The sequence below is a fragment of the Collimonas sp. GW821-FHT07E08 genome (assembly GCF_059418905.1).
The window spans coordinates 1-22,181 of record NZ_JBWKQR010000021.1 but is presented as its reverse complement, the minus strand read 5'-3'; the positions used below and the strand labels follow the sequence as shown (position 1 = coordinate 22,181).

The window sequence follows — 22,181 nt, the reverse complement described above, 5'->3', positions numbered from 1 at the left end:
TAATACACCACGCAGTTCCCTCCCCCACCCAATATTTCCCATCCCGGGACACTCATACCTATGCATTTATCTGAATTAAAGGCGTTACACGTCTCCGCCCTGCTAGAAATGGCAATCGGCCTGGACATCGATAACGCAGCGCGTTTGCGCAAACAAGAACTGATGTTCGCGATCCTGAAAAAGCGCGCGAAATCAGGAGAACAGATTTTTGGCGACGGCGCCCTCGAAGTCCTGCCTGACGGCTTTGGCTTCCTGCGCTCGCCCGACGCCAGCTACATGGCGTCCACCGACGACATTTATATCTCGCCTTCGCAGATCCGCCGCTTCAACCTGCACACCGGCGATTCGATCGAAGGTGAAGTGCGTACGCCGAAAGACGGCGAGCGCTATTTCGCCCTGGTCAAGGTCGACAAGGTCAACGGCGAATCGCCGGAAGCCTCGAAACACCGCATCCTGTTTGAAAACCTGACGCCGCTGCATCCGAACAAGCCATTGCCGCTGGAACGCGACATGCGCGGCGAAGAAAACATCACCGGCCGCATCATCGACATGATCGCGCCAATCGGCAAGGGCCAGCGCGGCCTGCTGGTGGCGTCGCCGAAGTCGGGTAAATCGGTCATGCTGCAGCATATTGCGCATGCGATCACCACCAACCATCCCGACACCGTGATGATCGTCCTGCTGATCGACGAACGTCCTGAAGAAGTGACCGAAATGCAGCGCTCGGTGCGCGGCGAAGTGGTGGCATCGACTTTCGATGAACCGGCCACGCGCCACGTGCAGGTCGCTGAGATGGTGCTGGAAAAAGCCAAGCGCCTGGTCGAAATGAAAAAAGACGTGGTGATCCTGCTGGACTCGATCACCCGCCTGGCGCGCGCCTACAACACCGTGATCCCTGCTTCCGGCAAGGTGCTGACCGGCGGTGTCGACGCCAACGCGCTGCAGCGTCCGAAGCGTTTCTTCGGCGCCGCCCGCAACATCGAGGAAGGCGGTTCGCTGACCATCATCGCTACCGCCCTGATCGAAACCGGCAGCCGCATGGATGACGTGATCTACGAAGAATTCAAGGGTACCGGCAACATGGAAGTCCACCTGGAACGCCGCCTCGCCGAGAAGCGCGTGTACCCGTCCATCAACCTGAACAAGTCCGGCACCCGCCGCGAAGAACTGCTGATCAAGCCTGACCAGCTGCAGAAGATCTGGGTGCTGCGCAAGCTGCTGTACAGCATGGATGAAATCGAAGCGATGGAGTTCATCCTCGACAAGATGAAGTCGACCAAGAACAACGCCGAGTTCTTCGACATGATGCGACGCGGCGGCTGATCAGCATCAGCCATCAAGAGAGCCTGGCCCATGCAAATCGGCCGGGCTCTTTTTTTATGTGCAGCTGACAGCGCCATGGCAACCGAGCCGCAAATACTGGCATCATGGCATATTGCCATGTGAAAACTAAAATTTACCGGCAAAGGGAGCGTCAAAACACGCGAAATGCTATGCTTGCGAACCTCCATTTTCGCAACGGCACATCATGGCGACAACTCAATCCAGCCAATCGAAATTCGGCACAGTCCTGCGGGTTACCAGCGGTAACTTCATGGAGATGTTCGATTTTTTCCTGTTCGGCTTCTACGCTACCTATATCTCCAAAACCTTTTTCCCGGCCGGCGACGAATTTGCGTCGCTGATGCTGACCTTCATGACTTTCGGCGCCGGCTTCCTGATGCGTCCCCTGGGCGCCATCATCCTCGGCGCCTATGTCGACCGGGTCGGCCGCCGCAAGGGCCTGATCACCACCCTGGCGCTGATGGCGCTCGGCACCATGCTGATCGCCTTTGTGCCAGGCTACGCCAGCATCGGCTATGCGGCGCCATTGCTGGTGCTGGTCGGCCGCCTGCTGCAGGGATTCTCGGCTGGCGTCGAACTCGGCGGCGTGTCGGTCTACCTGTCTGAAATGGCGACCCCGGGCAACAAGGGCTTTTACGTCAGCTGGCAATCGGCCAGCCAGCAGGTAGCGATCATCGTCGCCGCGGCCCTCGGCTTCGGCTTGCAGGTATGGCTGCAACCGGCGCAAATCGCTGACTGGGGCTGGCGCGTGCCGTTCTTTATCGGCTGCATGATCGTGCCTGTGCTGTTCATGATCCGCCGCTCGCTGCAGGAAACCGAAGAGTTCATGGCGCGCAAGCACAAGCCTGCCGTGCGCGAGATCCTGCGTTCCATGGTCGATAACTGGGGCCTGGTGATCGCCGGCATGATGCTGGTGTCGATGACTACCGTTTCGTTCTACCTGATCACCGTCTACACGCCGACTTTCGGCAAAAGCGTGCTCAAGCTCTCTACCATCGATGCACTGGTGGTGACCTTCTGCGTCGGCATTTCGAATTTCATCTGGCTGCCGGTGATGGGCGCCCTGTCCGACCGCATCGGCCGCAAGCCGCTGCTGCTGGTGTTCACCATCCTCACCATCCTCACCGCCTACCCGGCTCTGTCGTGGCTGGTGGCTGACCCCACTTTCCAGAAAATGCTGATGGTCGAGCTGTGGCTGTCGTTCCTGTACGCCAGCTATAACGGTGCAATGGTAGTGGCCCTGACTGAAGTCATGCCGGTTGAAGTGCGCACCGCCGGCTTTTCCCTGGCTTACAGCCTGGCGACAGCGATTTTCGGCGGCTTCACGCCAGCCATCGCGACCGGGCTGATTGAATACACCGGCGATAAAGGCGCGCCCGGCATGTGGATGACTGCTGCAGCGATATGTGGTTTGTTTGCAACATTGTATTTGTATCGCAAAAGCGGCAATCAAACCCTGGCAGCTGTCAAAAGCTAGGGTCGTATTGGGCGGACTCGATGTCCGCCCAATACGAAATAATAAAAAAATAATACTGAAAATCCGTCCCGAATTAACCCCAAGGCACTGATTTCATTCATTTTTTCCAATTCACGACCTGATTTATTGTATAATTTGCGGTTTTCCACCCCCGGCAAGTGATCGACAATCGGGTCAAGAAGCAAGACGACCGACGAAGTGATTGATTGGCTACCACTCAATTGAGGCAATTATGAAAGACGGCATTCACCCAAATTACCGCGAAGTCCTGTTCCACGACGTTTCGAACGACTTCAAGTTCATCACCCGTTCGACAATCCAGACTCGCGAAAACATCACTCACGAAGGTAAAGAATATCCTTTGGTGAAGATTGAAGTTTCGTCGGAATCGCATCCGTTCTACACCGGTCAACACAAAATCGTCGACACCGCTGGCCGCGTTGACAAGTTCCGCAAGAAATTCGGCGCTGTCGGTTCCAAGACTTCGATCGCAAATACTTAATTCGATCGCTCGTTTTAAAAAGGCAGCTGCGGCTGCCTTTTTTTGTTTATCAGGCTCGCCGGCGGCATCGCAGGCGGCTCTTTGATAAATCGTAAAGAAGTGTATGTTTTCTTGAGAACGCCAGGAACAAAAACTACGCTCAGTAATAGCGCAGTAACCCGCTATCCGGCACAATACCCAGCAATTCAACATTGATCAAACGCCATTGTGATGAAGCCCGTCCGTCTTCCCGCCTCCGCCACTAGCGCACTGCCGCGCTGGGGCCTGTGGGCGCTGGGATTGCTATACATACTGCCGGGCCTGATCGGGCGCGATCCTTGGAAAAATGAAGACGCTTCCAGCTTCGGCATCGCCTGGACCATGGCCCACGGCGGCCTCTCCGACTGGCTGATGCCGAATATCGTCGGCTTGCCGATGCCCGGCGAAAGTCCGCTGCCTTACTGGATCGGCGCCATCTTCATCAAGCTGTTCGGCTGGCTGCTGGGCGATCCGCTGGCAGGCCGCCTGCCGGCCGTGGGATTCTTCCTGGTCGGCTCGCTGTCGGTGTGGTACGCCACCTACCTGCTGGGACGCCGCGCCGAAGCACAGCCGCTCCGGCTAGCCTTCGGCGGCCAGCCTGAACCGCGCGATTTCGGCCGCACCCTGGCCGACGGCGCCTTCCTGATTTATCTCGGCAGCCTGGGCTTGCTGCTGCAGAGCCACGAACCTACCGCCAAAAGCCTGCAAGTCTCGCTGGTCGCCTTTTCCATCTACGTCGCAGTGCGCCTGTTCGAGGCACGCAGCCTGCGCAGCGCCGCCCTGCTCGGCCTCAACTTCGGCCTGCTGGTCCTGACGCGCGGCTGGCTGCTGCCGCTAGCCATGCTGTGCGGTTTGCTGACGCTGGCGCTGATGCGAGAAAAAGCCATCGCCCGCGACATGCTGCTGGCGACCGTGCCGGTCACGCTGCTGGTTGCCGCGCTCTGGTTCATCGTCAGCTGGGCCCTGCTGCCCGGCGCGCCGGCCCGCTTCGCCATTTGGGAGGCCATCAACCTGCGCCAGCTGAGCTGGCCGACCTGGACTGCCTTATCGTATTACTTTAAATACGGCATCTGGTTCGCGTGGCCGGCATGGCCGTTTGCCGGCTGGGCGGTGTACGCCTGGCGCCAGCAGCGCTCGACCTTGCATATCGCATTGCCATTGGCGTTTTTCATCAGCCTGACGATCATGCTGCTGCTCAACCCGCATCCGGAAGAAGGCATTCTGCTGCCGCTGCTGCCGCCGCTGGTGATCCTGGCGGCATTCGGTTTGCCGACCATGAAACGCGGCGCCATCAATGCCGTGGACTGGTTCTCGGTGATGACCCTGACCGCCTGCGCAGCATTCATCTGGCTGGCCTGGATCGCCAAGGAAAGCGGCTGGCCGGCGCAGATCGCCAGGAATGTCTACAAGCTGGCGCCCGGCTTCAAACCGGAATTCAACCTGATCGCGCTGGCGATCGCGCTGCTTGGCTCGGTGTTCTGGATCCTGCTGGTGAACTGGCGCCTGTCGCGCCGGCCGGCGGTCCTGTGGCGCGCGGTAGTGCTGTCCTCTGGCGGCGTGATCCTGTGCTGGCTGCTGCTCACCACCTTGTGGCTGCCATGGATCAATTACAGCAAGAGCTATGCTGGCGTAGCCGCCCAGATCGACGAGCACCTGCCGGCCGTCAAGCAGTGCGTGGACACCAATGTCGGTCCGGCGCAGCGCGCATCGTTCGCTTATTTCGGCCAGATTCCATTCGGCGAATACGGCCAGCCGCATTGCGATTTCCTGCTGTACCAGGACAATATTTCGGTCAAGTCGGATGACGCGATCTGGCGTGAATTCAAAGGCAACTGGAAACTGCTGTGGACCGGCCGCCGGCCGTCGGACCGCGATGAACGCTTCCGCCTGTACCAGCGGGTCGGCAACTAGCCCCGCAGCGGGCCGGTTGCGGGAAAATTGATTGGCCCAGCTATTGATCGGGCAGCAGAAACCAGTCATAATAGCGGACGCGTTGCCGAGATGGCGGAATAGGTAGACGCACGGGACTCAAAATCCCGCGCTGGAAACAGCGTGCCGGTTCGATTCCGGCTCTCGGCACCAACAGACATAAGGCTTCCAGAAATGGAGGCCTTTTTGTTTTGCCTCATCAGAATCGGCGGCCAAGTCCGCCATCATGCTGCCGCGCAGCTTGATAAAGTCAGTCGCGTGGCGCCAGGCAAAAAAAATCGGGACACGCAATATACGCATCCCGACATGTTTCCCGCCACGCGCCGAGGTCAGCCCCCTGGCGCTAGATAGATCCGCACCGCGGCGGAGTTACTTCTTGCTGGTGGCCTTGGCGTCGCCGAAATTACTGTTATCCAGCATGGTCTGCTGGGCTTCCAGCGTACGGATGCGGGTTTGCAAGCCGCGCAATTCGTTGCGTGCAGCTTGCTGCTTGTTGCTCAGCAGCTGTGCCTGCTGACGCGCCTGATCCTGCTGGACGCTGACGTTCTGCTCTTGCTGCTGCTGCACTACCAGATCGTTCTGCAAGGCGTTGAGGCGGGTTTCCTGGGCTGCAATCAGCTGCTCGGTGTAGGACTTGTCCGCTTCCAGCTTAATGCGGCGGATATCTACCTCGGCCAGCTTTTCGGTCTGGCCGACAAAACTCTTGTAGATTTGTTCGGCTTGCACGTCGGACGTGGTTTTCACGACGCGCCAGAAATTCTTTTGCTGGAACAAGGCGACATAATAAGTGCGGCTCTCCGGCTTGAACAGCAGGCTGGAGCCATAGTTACCGTTATAGGTAGTACGCATTTCGCTCACGCCCTGGCTCTGCATCAACTGCTGCAGTTCGCTGATGGTGCTGTTAGCGCTGACGGCTGCGGGCTGGGGGGCTGCGGCCGGAGTTGGCGAAGCTGTGGCGGCTGCGGGGCTGGCGGATGACGGTTGCGCCAAGACGTTGGCCGACAAGCCGGCAATGAGCATCCCCAATCCTAAACCGCGGACTGCATTGCGTACATTTACATTCATCCCCTGATTCCCTTCGCTAACATTAATTTAGTCGATATTAGACAGCATGCGGGCAATTTTATCTGCAATCCTGTTGTTGCTGGGCATTGTTTTTACCCGAAGCATTATTGTTGTTGTTTTAATACTCGTCCTTGACAAACTATTCGGCCTCGCCGACCGCTTCCGTATCGGCGATCTGGAATTTGCGCATTTTTTCCCACAGTACTTTACGGCTGATGCCAAGCGCATGCGCGGTATCCTGGCGCCGCCAGCCGTTGGCGTCCAGCACCGAAAGAATCCGGCTGCGCTCGGCCAGGTCCCATTTCTTGCGCACCGCGGTCAGGTCATTGCCTTCATTGACCCGCTCCATGGTGCCGAGCTTGTCGAACACCCGGTCGATGCGGACCCGGTCCCAGACGCCCAGCTGGCGATAGATGATGCCGACCCGCTCCGCCACATTGCGCAGCTCGCGCACGTTGCCGGCAAATTTTGCCGCCGCCACCAGCTCCAGCAGCCAGTCCGGCGGCGGCGGGATTTGCTCGTAGGTCTGCGCCAGCAAGGTATTGAAAATCGCAATCTTGTCGATCCTGCCGCGCTCTTCCAGGTTAGGCACGCGCAGCTCGATCACCGCCAGCCGGTAATACAGGTCGGCGCGAAACATGTCTTGCTGCACCTGTTCGCGCAAGTTGCGATTGGTCGCCGCCACCAGCCGGAAATCCAGCTTGACCTCGGTTTGCGAGCCGAGCCTGGTGACGGTGCTCTGTTCCAGCACGCGCAGCAGCTTGACCTGCTGGTACAAGGGCAAGTCGCCGATCTCGTCGAGGAACAAGGTGCCGCCGTCGGCCTGTTCAAAATAACCTTTGTGCGCCAGCAGCGCGCCGGTGAACGCGCCTTTGGCATGGCCGAAAAACAGCGACTCGAACAAGCCGTCCGGAATGGCGCCGCAATTGACGGCGACAAACGGCCCGTGGCGGTAACGCCCATGGCGCTGGTGCAAAAGCTGTGCGATGCGCTCCTTGCCGACGCCGGTCTCGCCGACGATCAGCACGCTGGATTCGCAATCGGCAAAAGCTTCCGCCTCCGCCACCAGCGCCTGCATGCTTTCAGATTGCGCAATCAGCGGCTGCGGCGCGCGATCGGCGTTGGCGCTGGCGTGCAGCTCGGACGCCAGGCGGAACACCAGCTTGCGCAGCTCGGCGCAGGTGAAGTCAAGCATCAGGATATGCGAGTACTCGACCGGATACACACGCGGATTGGCGGCGCGCCCTACTTCGGCCACCCAGATCACCGGCATGCCATGCGATTTTTGCCAGGCGTCGGCGGAAAACTCGGCGTGCTCGATCACCGTTACCGAAATCACCGCGAGCGACGGCCGCGACGCTACCTGGTCGCGCGTCACCGCCATGCCGTCGGCCCGGATCACCTCGATATCGAAACTCGCCAGGCATTGCGAAATCCGGTCGGCAATATCCGAACTGCCTTCCCATACGTAGATGTCGAGACTTTCTTGCAAAGGTTTGTTTTGCATGGTCAACTCTTTCAGTCACCTTCGCGCAAGGCTGGTTGGATCGTTACTGTCGATGCGCCGTGACGTGCTAATAAATCGCGGATTTCAACCAGTCGTTCGTGGGTATTAATCACATCGTTTCCATCAATTGATATTTTGTTTTTAATAAACCAGTTTCACATCACCGCAGCTGATTGACGATAAGTTGAGCGTACTCTGCCCAACACCCAGGCCCAGCAACGAGAAAGTCGTATCGAGCAAAGCACCGACAGCTCCCAATACCGGATTCAGCACTGCACCTAAGGTAATAAGCAGCGGATTCAGCAGGCTCAGGAGCCCACCGAAAACAAAAGTTCCCGGCTGGAGAATTCCTCCCAGGATCGCGCCCAAAGAAGAACCGACAAGCTTACTGCTAGGGCCATCAGGAGGCACACCAGCAGGAGGCGGCGGATATAAGGTTGCGTTTGTATCTGGGCTGGTCAGCGACGCATTGATGCCGAGACTGACCAAGGGTAAAACCGCGACCTGGTTCGCGGGCTTGGACACGTCGGGACATGAAAATGGCGCGCCCATGCCAGTCTGTCCATTTGCCAGGCAAACTTCTGCCACACCTGTCGTTATCTTGAATGTCGCGTTTTTCGGTGCAGTACATTGCAGGCTTTGGAGTTGGGCCTGCCCCGGAGCGACATCGATGAAAAGAGGAAGATTAACCAGGCCTAACAAAGCATTCACATTGAGCGCCAGCCGCACTTGCGCCGACGTAGCCGTCGCGCCGACCCCGCCGACTCCCATCTGCGGCGGCTCGATCAGCTTTAATTGCAACCCGACTTGTCCTAACGCACCGAGATCGATATTCGCGCCCAGATTTATCAGGTTATTCTTGTTAGCGACTTGCAAGGTCCCAACATTTATCAGATCCAGCACATTGATTTGCGCACTTAAGGCCGCAATCCCGTCTGTAGCGTTGACGTTCAGAATGTCTCCGAGTTTCAGCAGAGTCCCGCCTAATGCCCCAGTGGTCAAATTTGCCAGCTCGGCAATATTTATGTTCGCCATCTGCGCCGGCGACAGAGCCTGGACGGTCGCATTTATCAGCTGCGCCAAGGTTACCTGGGTATTCAATACCTGATCGAGAGTACCTACATTCAAACCCAGATTGTTTATGATTTGCAGCAACGAAACCTGCGATCCAACCAGCCCGTTGTAAGTCGCCGCACTTAAACACACGTTACTGCCCAAAAGACCGTTGACCAAGGGATTGAGCAACGGGCTGGCGCCGCTGCACACGGAAAGCAGCCCCGTGCCAAGAGAGAAGGTCGCATAGGGACTACCGCCCGAAGCAATCGCCTGCCCGCTGATAGTGCGCGAGCCCAAACCAAAAAACGCTGGCACGGTCTGCACCACAACCACCTTCACTGCATTCAGCTTGGCTCCTGCAATAGGGGCCGCAAAATAATTTGGCGCCTGCGCCACATTGACAACCGGATCCCAGCGGCCACAGGTGACGGTAATGGAATCTGACATCACGTTAGGGGCCGCAGTCGCAAAACCGTTGGCCTGAGCATTCCCTATGGCAGCCAGCACAGCCGTGTCGGTTGCCGCGCATGTCGTGGGATTGCCGGCTGGAGGCGTAGTGCTCAGTTGCAATGCGCCGGCCAATGCCGCCAGGTCAGCGGTTTTTTGCAAGTCGCGTTTCATATAAAACACATATCCGATGTCAATCGACGACGCTAGAATAAATACAATTGATAAAAAAATCGCCACCATCACTATGATGGAACCGCTATGGTGATGTTTCCCACGCTGCCGCGCGTTCGCGCCAACGGAATGGCCAACCATGGTGCCGAGAAATGCATTCATGCAGGTCGCTGTTGATTTGGGTTGGTTATCCGTATTGGAATGATTAATTCGACGTGTTCTTCGATACTTTGTTTTCAAAAAACTCCGGCAGTGGATGTTTAAAACTATCCATATAACGCGCCCAACTAGCATCGGCTGTCGCGCCCAGCATAGGTAAACGCGGACCTGCCACGCGTCCATCGGCTTGCGCCTGCAACAGGGCATGCGTGACGTCGCCGACGCGTATCCTGGCTTCCGGCTCTGTCGATGCCGGTGTCTCTGGCTGCCGGACAGGAGCAGCAGCCTGCGTTGCAGCCGCCGCTGGCTGAATCGCTGTAGGCGCGCTGGCGGCTGCAGAGACTCCTGGGGCTGGCCTGGCGGCAGGATCTTGCAGCAATTTGCCTGTAAGCGGCGACATATTCTGTGCCCATGTACTCGACACTCCCGCGCTTAGCAGCAGTGCAGAACCGACAAACAGCATGTATTGACCGATAGTTCCCTGTGCTTTCATTTGCCGACCTCTTGAGCAAAAATTAAATTGCATGACTTTCAGCCGCCGTTGCCAAACCGGTCCAGCATCGATTGGAACGGCGTCGCCGGCAGCTGCACCGGATTTGTTTTTTTCCCGGCCGTTGCTGCAGAACCGCTCCCGACGATTTTCGCGCCCCCGGCAGCATCCTGCACCGCCACGACTGCCGGCTGCCGCTGTCCGATTTCCGCGGCCAGGCGATATATGGCCGCGCGGCTATCCATGGACAGGTTGGCCTTGTCCATTACGGCACGCGCTCTTTCTGCATCGCCTGAAACCAGCAGCAACAGCGCCAAATTACCTATCATCTTGCGATTGTCAGGCGCCAGTTCTGCAGCTTGCGCCAACGGCACGCGGGCGGCGGCGAAATCTCCGCTGCGCAGCATTGCGTAACCAAGATCGCTCAGCATCACGGGATTGGTCGGCTCACGCTTTACCGCTTCCCGCAGCGATGTGATCGCATTCCCGTAATCGCTGTTCTGTGCCGCCAGCAGGCCCAATCCGTGCCAGGCCGCCCCCGCCTCCGGCGTATTCAGCAACTTGCGATATGCCACTTCCGCTGCAGCTGCCTGGCTGGTTTCGCGCAATGCGTCGGCACGCAAGCGCTGGACTTCCGGCGTACTGCCGTTTTGCTGCTCGTAGGCATCGATGTGCGCCAGCGAGGCAAAATACATGCCCTGCTCCTGCATCTGCCGTATCAAACCCAGGTACATGCCCTTGTTATCGGGTGTGGGCGCCTTCTCTTCCGCCTGCTGCCGCAACTGCGCCGCTTCATTCTGTTGCGCATACAACTTGGCAGAATTGCTTGCGCAACCGCCAGCCAACACCGCGACCAATGCAATGGCGAACGGTGAAAACCAGGCCGGGCAAGCCGGCCGCCGTGCCCCGCGGCTACCGGTGTCCGGGCGCATATCGAAAATCGTCATGTATTTGCTCCCATTCTCGACAGAGCCCTGATCACCGCCAGGAACCCAACGCCGCCGGTAATCACCAGCAATCCCGGCAGCAAGGTCATCACCATGACTCCTGTCATCTTCACTGTCAGCTTTCCGATCTTTTCTCTCATGTCCAGCTTGCGCTGCTCGCGGATCCGTTCGCTAAACTGCTTGAGCGGTTCCTGCACCGCGCCGCCGTGATGTTCCACCTGCACCAGCAGGCGCGAAACCGCGTGCAAATCCTCATTGTCGAACACCGTCGAAAAGCGCCGCATCGATTGCTCCCTGCTCCGTCCCGTGCTGTATTGGCGGCTGGCGATCGCCAATTCTTCACCTAACACCGTGAGCACATTTCCGAATTCGTTTTCAATCACATGCAGGCTCTGGTCGACCGACAAACCCACGCCTTGCAATAAGCGCAGCAAGTCAATCAGCAAAGGCAATTCCTCGGCCGCCAGCCGCTGGCGCTTGAGCGCGACGCTCCGCATGATCCATTTCGGCAGCATATGGCCCAGGGCAACGCCAAAAAAAAGAATCAGCAGCACCGAAAGCCATCCGCCGCGAGGAATCAGAAAAAACCCAAGCAGAGGCAAGCTGACTGCAAGCACTGCTCGCGCCAGAAAAAACAAGGATTTACCACGCACGTCATTGACATTGCATTGATCCAACAGATGGCGGTCTTCTTCCGCCACCAGCTGACGTCCTACCGGCGTATCAAGCCAGCCGGCGCTGACCGCCACCAGCCGGTCGCGCCAGGATGCCGGCTTGGCACCGATATTGGCGCTGGCAGCCGGACGGTCATGGGATGCGATCTTTTCATCAATTGTGGCCAGATTGCGTTTGAGCCGCCACGCTCTCGCCAACAGCGCTCCTCCCATCAACAACAAGGCTGCGGCCAGCAGCAGGACCGCCAGGATGATCAACGTATATTGTGTCGAATTCACTTTATCCCCGCTTCATGTAACGCTTAGCAGCATTACCTGCTACACCGTTTTTGCCAGTCGATACAGGCCGTAGCCGCCGACCACCTCGAGCACGACGGCGCCAATCAGCATTTTTTTCCCGATCGGGTCCTGCCACATGCTTGCAAACATATTATTGTTAAAAATGATCAGGAAAATACCGATAGCGATCGGCAAGATGCCCATGATCCAAGCCGACAAACGAATTTCGGCAGAAAGCGAAATCAATTCATTCTGTGCATGCTCCAGGTCGCGCATGAAAGCTGCCATGCGTTCCAGGACCAGGTCCGAGCGTCCGCCGAAGCGAGTCGACACACCAATCACGGCAGCGACCAGATCCAGTTCCTTGAATCGGTAAATCGCAGCTTGCAAACGCAACGCATGTTCCAGCTCAACGCCGGCCTGCACCTGTCGGTTTGCACGGTCCAGTATCACCCGCAACGCCCCCTCAGTGCTCAAGATACCGGTCTGAAAGGCCGAGCCGATACTGTTGCCTATTGTGACCAGGCGCACCAGGGTATCGAGGAACCCCGGCAATTGCCGCACCATGGTCCGCTGCAATTTGGCTGTCCGCAGCCAGAAATAAAAATAGACCAGTATCGTATATAACAGCAGCGTTCCGATTGCCGACAATGCGCCGCCCAATATCAATGCCAGCAGCGTCAGGCAGATTCCCGGGACCAGCAGCTGGACGTACAGTTTGCCGCTTGGATGCTGGATCCCTGCGCGCAAGAAGAAATGGCGCAAGGCTTCTATCGACACTTGCAGTTGCGGCGCGATCTGGTTCGCATCCTGCGGTTCCTTCTGGACCAGCTGCATTCCTTGCAGCTGCCGGTTCACGAATGCAGCGCTGACGTCCTGCTGAGAGCGTTGCTGCGCGCGCTGCCACAGCCAAAGACCGGTACCGGTCAATAGCAGCGCAGCAGCAAGCAGCCAAAGAGCGATATGCATGACTAGCGCCTCCCCGGCTGGCCACCTGTCGAACCATGGCCGAGACCACCTGTATTCGGACTGCCGGTGCTTTGCTGGCCAAGCTGGCGTTGGCGCTGCAGTTTTGGCGCGTGCGGGAAAATACCAAGCGATATCCAGCGATCCGCTTCTTCACCATCCGGTCCGATATAGCTTTCATGCCGATACAGTTCCTGCAGGGTGATAATGTTGTCGCCCATGCCGGTGACTTCGGTAATCGAGACGATGCGGCGGCGGCCATTGGAGAGCCGGCCGATCTGCACAATGAAATCAAGGGCGCCGGCAATTTGCCGCCTGAGGCTGCTTTCACTTCCCTGGAAGCCGGCAAACCCTGCCAGCATTTCGATCCGGTACAAGCATTCGCGCGGCGTATTGGCGTGGATTGTTCCCATCGAGCCGTCATGGCCGGTATTCATGGCTTGCAGCATTTCCAATACTTCGGCGCCGCGCACCTCGCCGACAATAATCCGGTCCGGCCGCATCCGCAGGCTATTGCGGATCAGGTCGCGGATACTGACAGCGCCGCTGCCTTCGAAGCCGCCCAGGCGCGATTCCAGGCGCACCACGTGCGGATGGTTGAGCGACAGTTCGGCAGTGTCTTCCACCGTCACCACGCGTTCATTCTCCGGAATGAAAAATGCCAGCGCATTCAACAACGAAGTTTTACCGGAGCTGGTGCCGCCCGAGACCAGGATATTGCAACGGGCTTTGACCGCATTATCCAGCAGCGAATATATTTCCTCATTCATGGTGCCGAGATTGAGCAGGTCGGTAGGTTTCAGCGGCTCCTTGCGGAATTTCCGGATCGACACCATTGGCCCATCCACCGACAACGGTTCGATCACCACGTTGAGCCGGCCGCCGTCGGGCAAGCGGGCGTCGACCATCGGATTCGACTCATCCAGCCGGCGTCCCAGCGGCGCCAGGATGCGCCTGACGATGCGCAGCAGATGGGCGTTGTCGGTAAAGCGCAGCGTCTCACGCTGCAATACGCCGTGGCGCGAAACAAACACGTCGTTGTAACCGTTGATCAGGATATCTTCGACTGTCATGTCGGCCAGCAGGTCTTCCAGCGGCCCCAGGCCCGCCAGTTCCTTGGTCAGGGCGTCGGCGATCTGCCGTACTTCGGCTTCATTCAAGGGAATGCGCTGCAGGCGGACAAAACCGTCGACGTCCAGATTGACGAATTGCTGGATCGCGCTGCGCGACCAGCGGCCGAATTCCGCCCCCAGCTCTTCAATCCGCGTCAGCAGATGATCGTAGGCCGCCGTCTTGATATCCTGGAATTCCTGGGTGTTTGTAAACGCTTGATCGTCGTCGGCAAATTCAATCTGGTTACTCACGTTCGTTTCTCCCGTCTTTCATCAGGGGCCGCCTTTTCCTGTCTTTTCCTGGCCAGGCTCTCAGACAGCGGCGTGCATCGTAGCTAAATCGGCTTGTTTATTTTCGCAATAAAATTTTCGGTAGCCAGCGTCCCACTCCATGTTTGTGCGCTGCCGTCTCGTCATGGCTGAGCAAGCCATCGATCAAGCCGTCCACAGCTTTGACGTAAGTATCGTGCGGAGCGACTTCATGCAGCAGCTTGCCGCGGTTGGCGCTGGAGGTCAGCTTCAGCGTACGTTCCGGCAAAGTCGCCAGCAAGGGCAATTTGAAACGCTCGGCAATCTGGCTCGCCGCCATGCCGAAACGGTCGTCGTAACGGTTCACCACCAGGTGGCGCTTGCCGTCGTCGGGATGGCGGCCGTTCAGTTCCTGCAAAGTGCCCGCCAGCGATACCAGGGCGCCGACGCTTTGGTCGGTCACCAGCCATACCTGGTCGGCGGCGCCGGTCAGGTTGGCGATGAATTCATGATTGGTGAAGCCGCCGAGGTCGGCGATCAGTACGTCAAAGTACAGGCGCAGCCGATCCAGCAAGGCCAGTGCATCGTGGTGCGACACCGTGCGCATTTCGCTCAGGCTGTGCGGCAGGGAAATCACGGTAACGCCGCCAGGGCTGCGCGGCAGCGCGGTATGCACCAGGGTCTCGTCAAGACGGCGCAGGTTGCGCACCGCTTCGGCGAAATCGAAATTGCCGTTAGCGCTCAGGTACAGCTTGCCGTCCCCGGCCGGCAAGCCCAGGTCCAGCAATGCGACCCGGCTGTCGGTCGAATTCCGCTTGCCGCCGTGGCTGGTGTTGCGCAGCTGGATCATGTCCGCCAGGTGCGCTGCCAATGTGCTGGTGCCGATACCCGAACGTACGCCGAGCAAGGTCACCAGCTGGCCGCGCTTGACCGGCGCCGGGGCGCGCGCAGCAGCCTTGGCCAGCACCCGCTGCACCACATCGCGCGCTTCATCCTCGGAAGCGCTGACGTCGATGAAATCGCTGACGCCTGCACGCAAGGCTGCAATCGTCCCTTCGGGAAACGCCATGGAACCGACCGCCACCAAAGGCAAAGTCGGGAGGGTTTTACTCAGGGCGCGCGCCAATTCGGTTGCATGCGCGGTTGTGCCCAGAGAGTCAAGCGACAGGACACCGGCGTGGTCGCTTACTTGCTCGATACCCGAGAAATCCAGCAGCACCAGCAAAGGATTGAGCTCCACTATGCGCGACAGCAATTCTGCTACATCGGCTTTTTCCTGCAATAGCGTGCCCCATTTGCCAAGGGCCGCACCCAGCCATTCTGCTTGCGTGCTGTTGCGCGAACAGAAGACGAAACGGCTAAGCGCCGTCAGTTCATTCAAAGCCTTGTTACGAGCATTCATCATGTGATCCAAGAAATTGGGCGCTTACTTTGAAAATCCCGGCAATTCGTCGCGGCTCGCTCCTCCTAGCAGATAACTTCCCCACGCAGTGCCAGCGGTATTGCGGCGTTCCTCGGCTTCGCCAGGCAATGGCAGCGGCACATTTTTTGCTATTGGCTGGACTATGTGTGGAGTGACGATGATCACCAGTTCCTTTTCGTCCTGGGTATAACTCAGGTTACGGAAGAAACTGCCGATGATAGGTAAATCACCCAGCAGTGGAATTTTTTTGACATTGGATAGCGTAGTGCGTGAAACCAGGCCGCCGATGATGAAGCTTTCGCCGTCGCCCAACTCGACCGTCGTATCTGCACGCCGGGTATTAATCGACGGCACGGATACGGTGTCTGTGATGACGACCTTGGTATAGTCGACATCGCTTGCTTCCGGTGCGACCTTGAGAGCGATCCGGCCTTTCGCCAATATGGTCGGCGAAACAGTCAGGCCGATCCCGAAAGGTTTGTAGACGATCGTGGTGGTGCCAAGGCCGCCGGACTGCGGAATAGGCAGTTCGCCGCCGGCCAGGAAACTCGCACTTTGGCCGGAAAGCGCTGTCAGCGATGGCTCCGCCAGCACGCGCGCCATGCCGTTGCCTTCAATCAGGCGCAAGTTGCTGCTCAAGCTGTAACTGCCTCGGCTGAATTTGGTCAACAAACCGAATGCTGACGATGCCGAGGTTAGCCCGCCGTTGGAAGCGAGATTGCTGCCCAGGTTAAAACTGAAATTGCCGCGGTTCACCAGCAGCCCGAAATCGAAACCGACTTCCTTCAATACCGATTTGCTGAATTCGACGATCTTGACATCGATCTGCACCACGTTGCCGCTATCGATGGTCGAGATATCCAGCACCTTACCCTTGCCTGCCGCGTCCGCAGCGGCAGCGCTGCTTTTTATATGGTCCAGAAGCGACGGCGCCTGTCCGCTGATCACGCTGGCAGCGCCACGCACCTTCACGTCGGCTCCGCCTTGCCCGGCCACAGCCGCCTGCAGGTCGCCTTGTACCGTCACCCTCCATGTATTGGCCGGCATGCCCTTGGCCCATGCCGTCACGGTGGTGACGCCGGCTTTTTTCCCGACCAGGATCACGCTGCCATTTTTGCCGCCGGAACCACGCACCATCAATACATCCGCCACTTCCGGATCAGCTATCGCAATGCGTTCCAGCGTACCTGCAACCGGCAGGTTTTGCTGTTCGTGCATGGCGAGCGTGATATCCGCAGTAGCGGCCATGGAAAGGACTGGGATTGCACTCGCGCTTAACAGCAATGGCAGGGCTAGTTCGTGAATTTTCATGAGTTGCGGTCAATCCTGTTATTGATATAAGCCCGTCATTGAAAAACTTCTCGCGTCAGAAAGCTACCGACTCCCGCTGGGTGCCACGGATGACCTCAACTGTGCCGGGAATATTGGCGCCGCGTGTTCCCCCGGTTCGTGGCGCGACGGCCGCCTTATAGCTCGCCGGCGATCTGGAATCGCCAGCCAGTCCGTTCATTTCGATACCGGCAAATGCCTGGTTGTCCGGTAGCTTCAACGCGTCTTGCTGATCGCGTGTGAGCTCTCGTTTGCCTGCCAGCACGGTGGCTGGGGATGGAAACAGCGCCAGATCCGGAATTGCTTCGTCGCTAGGATTACGCAGCGCCAGCATCAGTTTGCCATTCTGGGTTGCCAGCAGCAGGCGATTGACATCCGCTACCGGCGTCGCCAACACTGCGGTCCGGGCAACTGGCTGAGCCTGCGCCTGTGCCGGCTGGCTTGTCTGCGGCGCCTGCTGAGGCGGCGTCGCTCCGCCGCTGCCGCCAGCGGTACCGATCACCGCAGCCCCGTATGACAGCACATGCAGGCGCGACATCAATAAGCGCGATTGCGTCTTTTCGCTATCCTGGCCTTGCTTGAGCGTGAAAAATACATCGACATAATCACCCGCCTGAACACGGTTGCCGGCGCCGACAATCTCATCGACTGGAATTGCCACAGCCCGCTCGCCATCAGCCAGCTTCACTGCCAGGCCGCTGGCCAGGCCGCTTTCGGTAATCGGCGTACCGGCGCCGATGTCAATCAAAGGAACCTTGCCGACCACCGAACTGGCCTGGCTGTACGCGCCGGCCGGATTGATCGGAAGGGCCACCAGGCTGATATCGTCGGTACCGATTGCTTTGCCCGCAACCAACGCCCGTGCTGCCACTACAACCTCATACTGGCTGGCATTCTTGGCGATTGATGCAGGCGCCGCGGAAATCGTCGGCGGCGGGCGGCTGCCTAGCCACCAAGCTACAAACGCCAAACCGAGAGCAGCCACTACCAATATTGCTGCAACAATTTTTGTAAGGTTATTCATAGGGTGTCGTCGATGCCTATTCGAACAGAGAGAAGTTCAAAATGCTTCCATGCCACATCACATTTTCGTCAACGAGAGCACTAAGCTATCCACTCACTGACGCGATACCGGTAATGTTGTGGACAGTAAATAAATAATCGTCGTCAACGGCTTTCTCAATTAATTTGCACCGTGGCAGAACTCGCTAACGTGGCGGGTATCGCAACATTCATGAGCGGTCCTAGCAGCAGCGGCACCAAGGGCTGAGTGCTATATGGGTATGAGACTTTGACCGTGATGCATTGCGCGCTGGTGCCCGCAGGGAATGCACACACGACGGGGCCGGTCGGAACGCAAGTGGCAATCGGATCGCCATTGCCATTGCTACCTAGCCATTTGACAAGCTGAGTCGCGGTGTTGCAGGCAATCGCGCCGCGATCCGCAGTGGTGTAGCGCAGCGCAGCGCGCGCGCCTTCTTCCGCTGCCAGCGCCAAAGATTGCTGGGCCAGGAAAATCAGTACATAGGTAATGATTCCGTACAGCAGCACAAAAAGCACTGGAAAAACCAAAGCAAATTCTATGGCTGCAACACCGCACTGATCGGTGTGTCCTACTCCCGATGCCCTCCCGGGACGGGCCGTATCTTTATATTTGTAATACATCCCTGCTCCCGATCTTTACTGCTGATACGATCAGTGCATCGCCAACACCTGTCATGCCGGCATGCATGATGCAAACAAGAACTCAGGTAAACCCTGGCACTATCCCAGCGCCATGCACCCCTATCCAAGCCCCGGCTAATGCCAAGTACGCTGCATAAGGAATTCCCACACGTTTGCCGCGTTTTTCCAGTAGTCGCTGGCACAATGGCCAGCGCGTCACGCGCATCGCAATCAACTGCATGCGAGGCACCATTCCCGAACGCGAGGCATACATCACCGCTGCGTGGGCTCCTGCAATCAAAGAAGCAATCAGGAAGGCTGGCAACAATGCTCCTGGTCCAAGCAGGAAACCAAGCACGGCAAAAAATTTGACATCACCCGCCGCCATCGCCCGCAATGCATACAACGGCAAGAAAAACGCCAATCCGACCGCGAAACCAGATAAAGCATTCAACCAGCCGATACCGTTCAAGCCTTTACCCAGCCACAAAAAAAATCCTAGCTGTACCGCAATCGCGATCAACAAGAATTTGTTAGGAACGCGGCGAAATAAACAATCGTATGAAAAAATTGCAGCGCAAAACAGCAAAAATAGTGGCAACAAACTTAAATCCGGCATTTGTTTTCTTTGTCCAATTAGCAGCGGCGGCTAATTGGACAGCTCATGGTGTTCTGTCAGGCTGGAATTAAGTGCCAATTGGTAATCTACCGGCTATGTTGTTGAACAACCGCGATAAATCGGTGCCCAGGAGAGTAACCGCGACAATGATCGCTACTGCGACCAACCCTGCAATCAGACCATATTCGATTGCAGTAACCCCATCTTCATCCCGAAGAAATTTCATTAATTTGGCGTTCATTGTGATCTCCTGAAAAAGCACATACCTCATTAAATCTGCGGCCTTTTTGCGCAACAATCCGCGGTCGAACGACTCCACATTCAGCCGCAAATCAAACCCTCTGAATTCAGACTACGCGGTATCAGCATAGCCCCGATTAAAAATTACCTCAAGATAAATTTTTCCTTTAAGAAACATATTCTTAGAGCAATTCCTCTAGTCGGTTCTTCATAGGGAAAACAAGGTTTTGGCTTGAAATAGCATTTTGCATTATGAAAATAATAGTTACACCAAGGCAACCAATAATTACTTTTGAGCAAGCTAAAATTCCGATTGTCAGCATGCACTTTTTACAATCTTGTTCATCATAAAAATACAGATTGGTCTTACCACTTTTGCACACAACCGCACACCATGGATCAGTGCATAGAACCACGGCTTTTAGCGACAGATGCGCGGTACTTCCTTGATGTTGGAGTCGTTATGAACATGGACAGTAAATCGGTCCAAGCCGAAAAAAAAAGCGGCGGTGGTATGCGACCCGAGATTCAATCCAGCCGAGGCGTCGCGAAATTTAATCCAGCTGATACGAATAGCTCGCATTCACACGTGGCGATCTCGAGCTGGAATTGACAGGAACGTCCGCCACCGGCTTTGCCAGCGACAGGTCAAGGGTGTAATAACGGCCGTCCGAAAAGCGTACCCCCAGCGCAACAGAACCCAACGTGTCGTGGATCAAAGGACCCGCATTCGAATAAATTCGGGAATGATCCACCAGAAAATATGGCTGCACCGACTTCAGATAGGTGTAGCTCATGGGGAACCGGCGATTGATTTCAGCTGATATGCCCCAGCCCTTGTCGCCTGCCAGTTCGCCGGCCGGATACGCGAGGCCGAACAGCTTGCCGCCGAAGCCGATCTGCTCGGAGGTCGGCAGGATATTGCTGCTGTATTGCGTGCCGACCGCCACTGCGACGCCGAAGCCCCCTGGCAGCTGGTTCGATTGCGCTGCCTGCACCGTGACCCTGGTGAAGCCCAGGTCGACATTGCTGTTCTCGCGCTTGGCGCCGAGCGCGTCCACGCCTTTATATACGCCGACATTCAACTGGCGCGTCTGCTGCAGTTTTTCCGGACTGGTCTTGACATCGGTCCAGGCGACCTCGGCGCTCAATACCCGCACCTGCGAACTAAGCTGAATCGACATCGGCGTGACCGGCACCGAACGGGTATACACCTGGGTATTTTCAGCGGCATAAGCACCGCCGGTGACAGTCAGGTTATGCGTGTTATCGAGGATTACCGGATAACTGAGCGAGCCGCCGGTGCGTACGGTTTTGGTTTGGTAGCGGGCCTGGAACTGGATGCTTTCCAGCGCCGAATTTTCCGGCTTGGCGCGATAGTCGGACCAGTTCAGCCTGGCCAGCAAGCCATCGGTGCCGATCGGCTGGACATAATTGATCGCATAATATTTTTCATCCTGCGGCCCGCTCGGCTGCAATGTACTGACGGTCACCTGCTCGCCCAGCGGCGTCAAGCCGTTGGCGCTGGCTGTCAGCAAACCGCGGATGCCAGGCTGCCGGTAATCGGCCCCAACGCCGACGGTAACAGGTCGCCGCGTCACCGTCAGCACCATATCGGCGGCGCCATCGGTCGTGGTGGGCGGCGCCACGCTGGCGACAATCTTGACGCCCGGCTGCAAACTGAGAATGCCGGCCACCCGTTCAAAAGTGGCGCGCCGCAGCGGCCGTTCCTGCTGCAGCTGTTCGGCAACCCGCTTCAGGCGCTCTTCGCTGCCGCCGGGATTGCCTTCGACCTTGACATTCTTGACGTAGCCCTCGACCACCGTGACCACCACCACGTTGCCCTCGAAACTCTGGGCCGGGATGAAGGCGAAGGAAAGCGGATAACCCTGGTCCTGGTACATCTGCGTGACTTTGTTGGCGGCTGCCAGCAATTCGGCGACGGTGGTGTCACGGTTGGCCAGCGGCGCGAACAGCGCGGCTACCTGTTCAAACGGCAGCGTCTTGACGCCGGCAATCTGGAAACGCGACGGCGTCAGATGGCTGGCCAGCAGATTTTGCAACGCAGGATCGACTGCCTGGGTCTGGATATTGATGGTCACAGGCGCGGTTGGCGGCGCCTCTGCCTTGGGCAAGGTATCGATCGGGTTGCCTTGCACCGGGCTGCGCGCATCGGCGTGTGCCGGCAATGGATACGACGTGGTGAGCCAACAAGCGCCGCTGGCCATGATTACCGCGGCGCGGCGGTAGCACTTCGATTTGGATAATTGCATGCGGCTACGGCTCTCGTTCGTTATCGACGGCAAAACCTGTCTATTCATCGGGACCTGAAGTCACTGTTAAATTACGGCAATAATTCATCCTGTGCAACTATTTTGTTGTTGCGTACGTTGCCATTTCGCCTCTGTACAGCCTTGCTGTTTTGCCGCATGATGTCCAGTCCTAAAATAGGTTGACAGGTTTTATTGCAACAGAGACGCCCGATGCACCGCATCGGGCGTTTTGTATTT

The 22,181-nt window shown here is 57.5% G+C and carries 19 protein-coding genes and 1 tRNA gene; 5 read left to right on the top strand and 15 right to left on the bottom strand.

The features are described from left to right. Positions 1–60 precede the first annotated feature (60 nt). From rho to AC07RZ_RS21820, 5 genes are all read left to right on the top strand, one after another. Positions 61–1,323, top strand: coding sequence for a transcription termination factor Rho (gene rho, locus AC07RZ_RS21840; RefSeq protein ID WP_014004861.1), 1,263 nt, complete (start codon positions 61–63; stop codon positions 1,321–1,323). Between the two features lie 205 nt (positions 1,324–1,528). After that, a complete protein-coding gene (locus AC07RZ_RS21835) occupies positions 1,529–2,821 on the top strand; it encodes an MFS transporter (protein ID WP_494669564.1) in 1,293 nt (430 codons plus the stop codon). 232 nt (positions 2,822–3,053) lie between these two features. Then, positions 3,054–3,323, top strand: a complete 270-nt coding sequence (locus AC07RZ_RS21830) for a type B 50S ribosomal protein L31 (RefSeq protein ID WP_144742400.1) — start codon at positions 3,054–3,056, stop codon at positions 3,321–3,323. 210 nt (positions 3,324–3,533) lie between these two features. Continuing rightward, positions 3,534–5,252 carry an ArnT family glycosyltransferase gene (locus AC07RZ_RS21825; RefSeq protein WP_494669563.1) on the top strand — a complete coding sequence of 573 codons (1,719 nt, stop codon included), beginning with the start codon at positions 3,534–3,536 and terminating at the stop codon, positions 5,250–5,252. A gap of 84 nt (positions 5,253–5,336) precedes the next feature. Next, positions 5,337–5,423 (top strand) — tRNA-Leu (locus tag AC07RZ_RS21820). A gap of 216 nt (positions 5,424–5,639) precedes the next feature. On the opposite strand, the gene AC07RZ_RS21815 is transcribed toward AC07RZ_RS21820, so the two are convergent. The 15 genes from AC07RZ_RS21815 to AC07RZ_RS21745 all read right to left on the bottom strand — a co-directional run bounded on the left by AC07RZ_RS21815 (position 5,640) and on the right by AC07RZ_RS21745 (position 21,944). Continuing rightward, on the bottom strand, positions 5,640–6,290 hold the full coding sequence (locus tag AC07RZ_RS21815; RefSeq protein ID WP_494669562.1) for a DUF2968 domain-containing protein: 651 nt from the start codon (positions 6,288–6,290) through the stop codon (positions 5,640–5,642). A gap of 184 nt (positions 6,291–6,474) precedes the next feature. Then, on the bottom strand, positions 6,475–7,842 hold the full coding sequence (locus AC07RZ_RS21810) for a sigma 54-interacting transcriptional regulator (RefSeq protein WP_494669561.1): 1,368 nt from the start codon (positions 7,840–7,842) through the stop codon (positions 6,475–6,477). 141 nt (positions 7,843–7,983) lie between these two features. Beyond that, complete coding sequence (locus AC07RZ_RS21805) at positions 7,984–9,681, bottom strand: TadG family pilus assembly protein (protein ID WP_494669560.1); 1,698 nt, start codon at positions 9,679–9,681, stop codon at positions 7,984–7,986. Between the two features lie 43 nt (positions 9,682–9,724). Beyond that, entirely contained in the window at positions 9,725–10,171 is a 447-nt protein-coding gene (locus tag AC07RZ_RS21800) for a DUF3613 domain-containing protein (protein WP_494669559.1), read from the bottom strand. Positions 10,172–10,209: 38 nt separating this feature from the next. Then, positions 10,210–11,115, bottom strand: a complete 906-nt coding sequence (locus tag AC07RZ_RS21795) for a tetratricopeptide repeat protein (protein ID WP_494669558.1) — start codon at positions 11,113–11,115, stop codon at positions 10,210–10,212. Then, complete coding sequence (locus AC07RZ_RS21790; protein WP_494669557.1) at positions 11,112–12,068, bottom strand: type II secretion system F family protein; 957 nt, start codon at positions 12,066–12,068, stop codon at positions 11,112–11,114. Before AC07RZ_RS21790 ends, AC07RZ_RS21795 begins: the two co-directional genes overlap by 4 nt. Positions 12,069–12,107: 39 nt before the next feature. Further along, the gene (locus AC07RZ_RS21785) at positions 12,108–13,037 is read right to left on the bottom strand and encodes a type II secretion system F family protein (RefSeq protein ID WP_494669556.1); all 930 of its coding nucleotides are present in this window, start codon (positions 13,035–13,037) and stop codon (positions 12,108–12,110) included. A 2-nt stretch (positions 13,038–13,039) separates the two neighbouring features. After that, positions 13,040–14,398 (bottom strand): TadA family conjugal transfer-associated ATPase, encoded by a 1,359-nt coding sequence (locus AC07RZ_RS21780; RefSeq protein ID WP_144742391.1) that lies wholly within the window; start codon positions 14,396–14,398, stop codon positions 13,040–13,042. A 97-nt stretch (positions 14,399–14,495) separates the two neighbouring features. Continuing rightward, the gene (locus tag AC07RZ_RS21775; RefSeq protein ID WP_494669555.1) at positions 14,496–15,800 is read right to left on the bottom strand and encodes a CpaE/TadZ family protein; all 1,305 of its coding nucleotides are present in this window, start codon (positions 15,798–15,800) and stop codon (positions 14,496–14,498) included. Positions 15,801–15,821: 21 nt separating this feature from the next. Next, positions 15,822–17,129 (bottom strand): type II and III secretion system protein family protein, encoded by a 1,308-nt coding sequence (locus AC07RZ_RS21770; protein WP_494669554.1) that lies wholly within the window; start codon positions 17,127–17,129, stop codon positions 15,822–15,824. A 55-nt stretch (positions 17,130–17,184) separates the two neighbouring features. Beyond that, positions 17,185–18,171 carry a Flp pilus assembly protein CpaB gene (cpaB, locus tag AC07RZ_RS21765; RefSeq protein WP_494669553.1) on the bottom strand — a complete coding sequence of 329 codons (987 nt, stop codon included), beginning with the start codon at positions 18,169–18,171 and terminating at the stop codon, positions 17,185–17,187. Between the two features lie 155 nt (positions 18,172–18,326). Continuing rightward, on the bottom strand, positions 18,327–18,812 hold the full coding sequence (locus AC07RZ_RS21760; RefSeq protein ID WP_494669552.1) for a TadE/TadG family type IV pilus assembly protein: 486 nt from the start codon (positions 18,810–18,812) through the stop codon (positions 18,327–18,329). 82 nt (positions 18,813–18,894) lie between these two features. Next, positions 18,895–19,431, bottom strand: a complete 537-nt coding sequence (locus AC07RZ_RS21755; RefSeq protein ID WP_494669551.1) for an A24 family peptidase — start codon at positions 19,429–19,431, stop codon at positions 18,895–18,897. Positions 19,432–19,498: 67 nt separating this feature from the next. Next, positions 19,499–19,672 (bottom strand): Flp family type IVb pilin, encoded by a 174-nt coding sequence (locus AC07RZ_RS21750; protein ID WP_342831428.1) that lies wholly within the window; start codon positions 19,670–19,672, stop codon positions 19,499–19,501. A 553-nt stretch (positions 19,673–20,225) separates the two neighbouring features. Beyond that, positions 20,226–21,944, bottom strand: coding sequence for a ShlB/FhaC/HecB family hemolysin secretion/activation protein (locus AC07RZ_RS21745; RefSeq protein WP_494669550.1), 1,719 nt, complete (start codon positions 21,942–21,944; stop codon positions 20,226–20,228). Between the last annotated feature and the right edge of the window lie 237 nt (positions 21,945–22,181).

What these genes read in the sequence shown, in the direction of transcription:
- rho (WP_014004861.1), top strand. Translation starts at nt 61, where the DNA reads ATGCATTTATCTGAATTAAAGGCGTTACACGTCTCCGCCCTGCTAGAA.
- AC07RZ_RS21835 (WP_494669564.1), top strand. Translation starts at nt 1,529, where the DNA reads ATGGCGACAACTCAATCCAGCCAATCGAAATTCGGCACAGTCCTGCGG.
- AC07RZ_RS21830 (WP_144742400.1), top strand. Translation starts at nt 3,054, where the DNA reads ATGAAAGACGGCATTCACCCAAATTACCGCGAAGTCCTGTTCCACGAC.
- AC07RZ_RS21825 (WP_494669563.1), top strand. Translation starts at nt 3,534, where the DNA reads ATGAAGCCCGTCCGTCTTCCCGCCTCCGCCACTAGCGCACTGCCGCGC.
- AC07RZ_RS21815 (WP_494669562.1), bottom strand. Translation starts at nt 6,290, where the DNA reads ATGCTCATTGCCGGCTTGTCGGCCAACGTCTTGGCGCAACCGTCATCC.
- AC07RZ_RS21810 (WP_494669561.1), bottom strand. Translation starts at nt 7,842, where the DNA reads ATGCAAAACAAACCTTTGCAAGAAAGTCTCGACATCTACGTATGGGAA.
- AC07RZ_RS21805 (WP_494669560.1), bottom strand. Translation starts at nt 9,681, where the DNA reads ATGAATGCATTTCTCGGCACCATGGTTGGCCATTCCGTTGGCGCGAAC.
- AC07RZ_RS21800 (WP_494669559.1), bottom strand. Translation starts at nt 10,171, where the DNA reads ATGAAAGCACAGGGAACTATCGGTCAATACATGCTGTTTGTCGGTTCT.
- AC07RZ_RS21795 (WP_494669558.1), bottom strand. Translation starts at nt 11,115, where the DNA reads ATGACGATTTTCGATATGCGCCCGGACACCGGTAGCCGCGGGGCACGG.
- AC07RZ_RS21785 (WP_494669556.1), bottom strand. Translation starts at nt 13,037, where the DNA reads ATGCATATCGCTCTTTGGCTGCTTGCTGCTGCGCTGCTATTGACCGGT.
- AC07RZ_RS21775 (WP_494669555.1), bottom strand. Translation starts at nt 15,800, where the DNA reads ATGATGAATGCTCGTAACAAGGCTTTGAATGAACTGACGGCGCTTAGC.
- AC07RZ_RS21770 (WP_494669554.1), bottom strand. Translation starts at nt 17,129, where the DNA reads ATGAAAATTCACGAACTAGCCCTGCCATTGCTGTTAAGCGCGAGTGCA.
- cpaB (WP_494669553.1), bottom strand. Translation starts at nt 18,171, where the DNA reads ATGAATAACCTTACAAAAATTGTTGCAGCAATATTGGTAGTGGCTGCT.
- AC07RZ_RS21760 (WP_494669552.1), bottom strand. Translation starts at nt 18,812, where the DNA reads ATGTATTACAAATATAAAGATACGGCCCGTCCCGGGAGGGCATCGGGA.
- AC07RZ_RS21755 (WP_494669551.1), bottom strand. Translation starts at nt 19,431, where the DNA reads ATGCCGGATTTAAGTTTGTTGCCACTATTTTTGCTGTTTTGCGCTGCA.
- AC07RZ_RS21750 (WP_342831428.1), bottom strand. Translation starts at nt 19,672, where the DNA reads ATGAACGCCAAATTAATGAAATTTCTTCGGGATGAAGATGGGGTTACT.
- AC07RZ_RS21745 (WP_494669550.1), bottom strand. Translation starts at nt 21,944, where the DNA reads ATGCAATTATCCAAATCGAAGTGCTACCGCCGCGCCGCGGTAATCATG.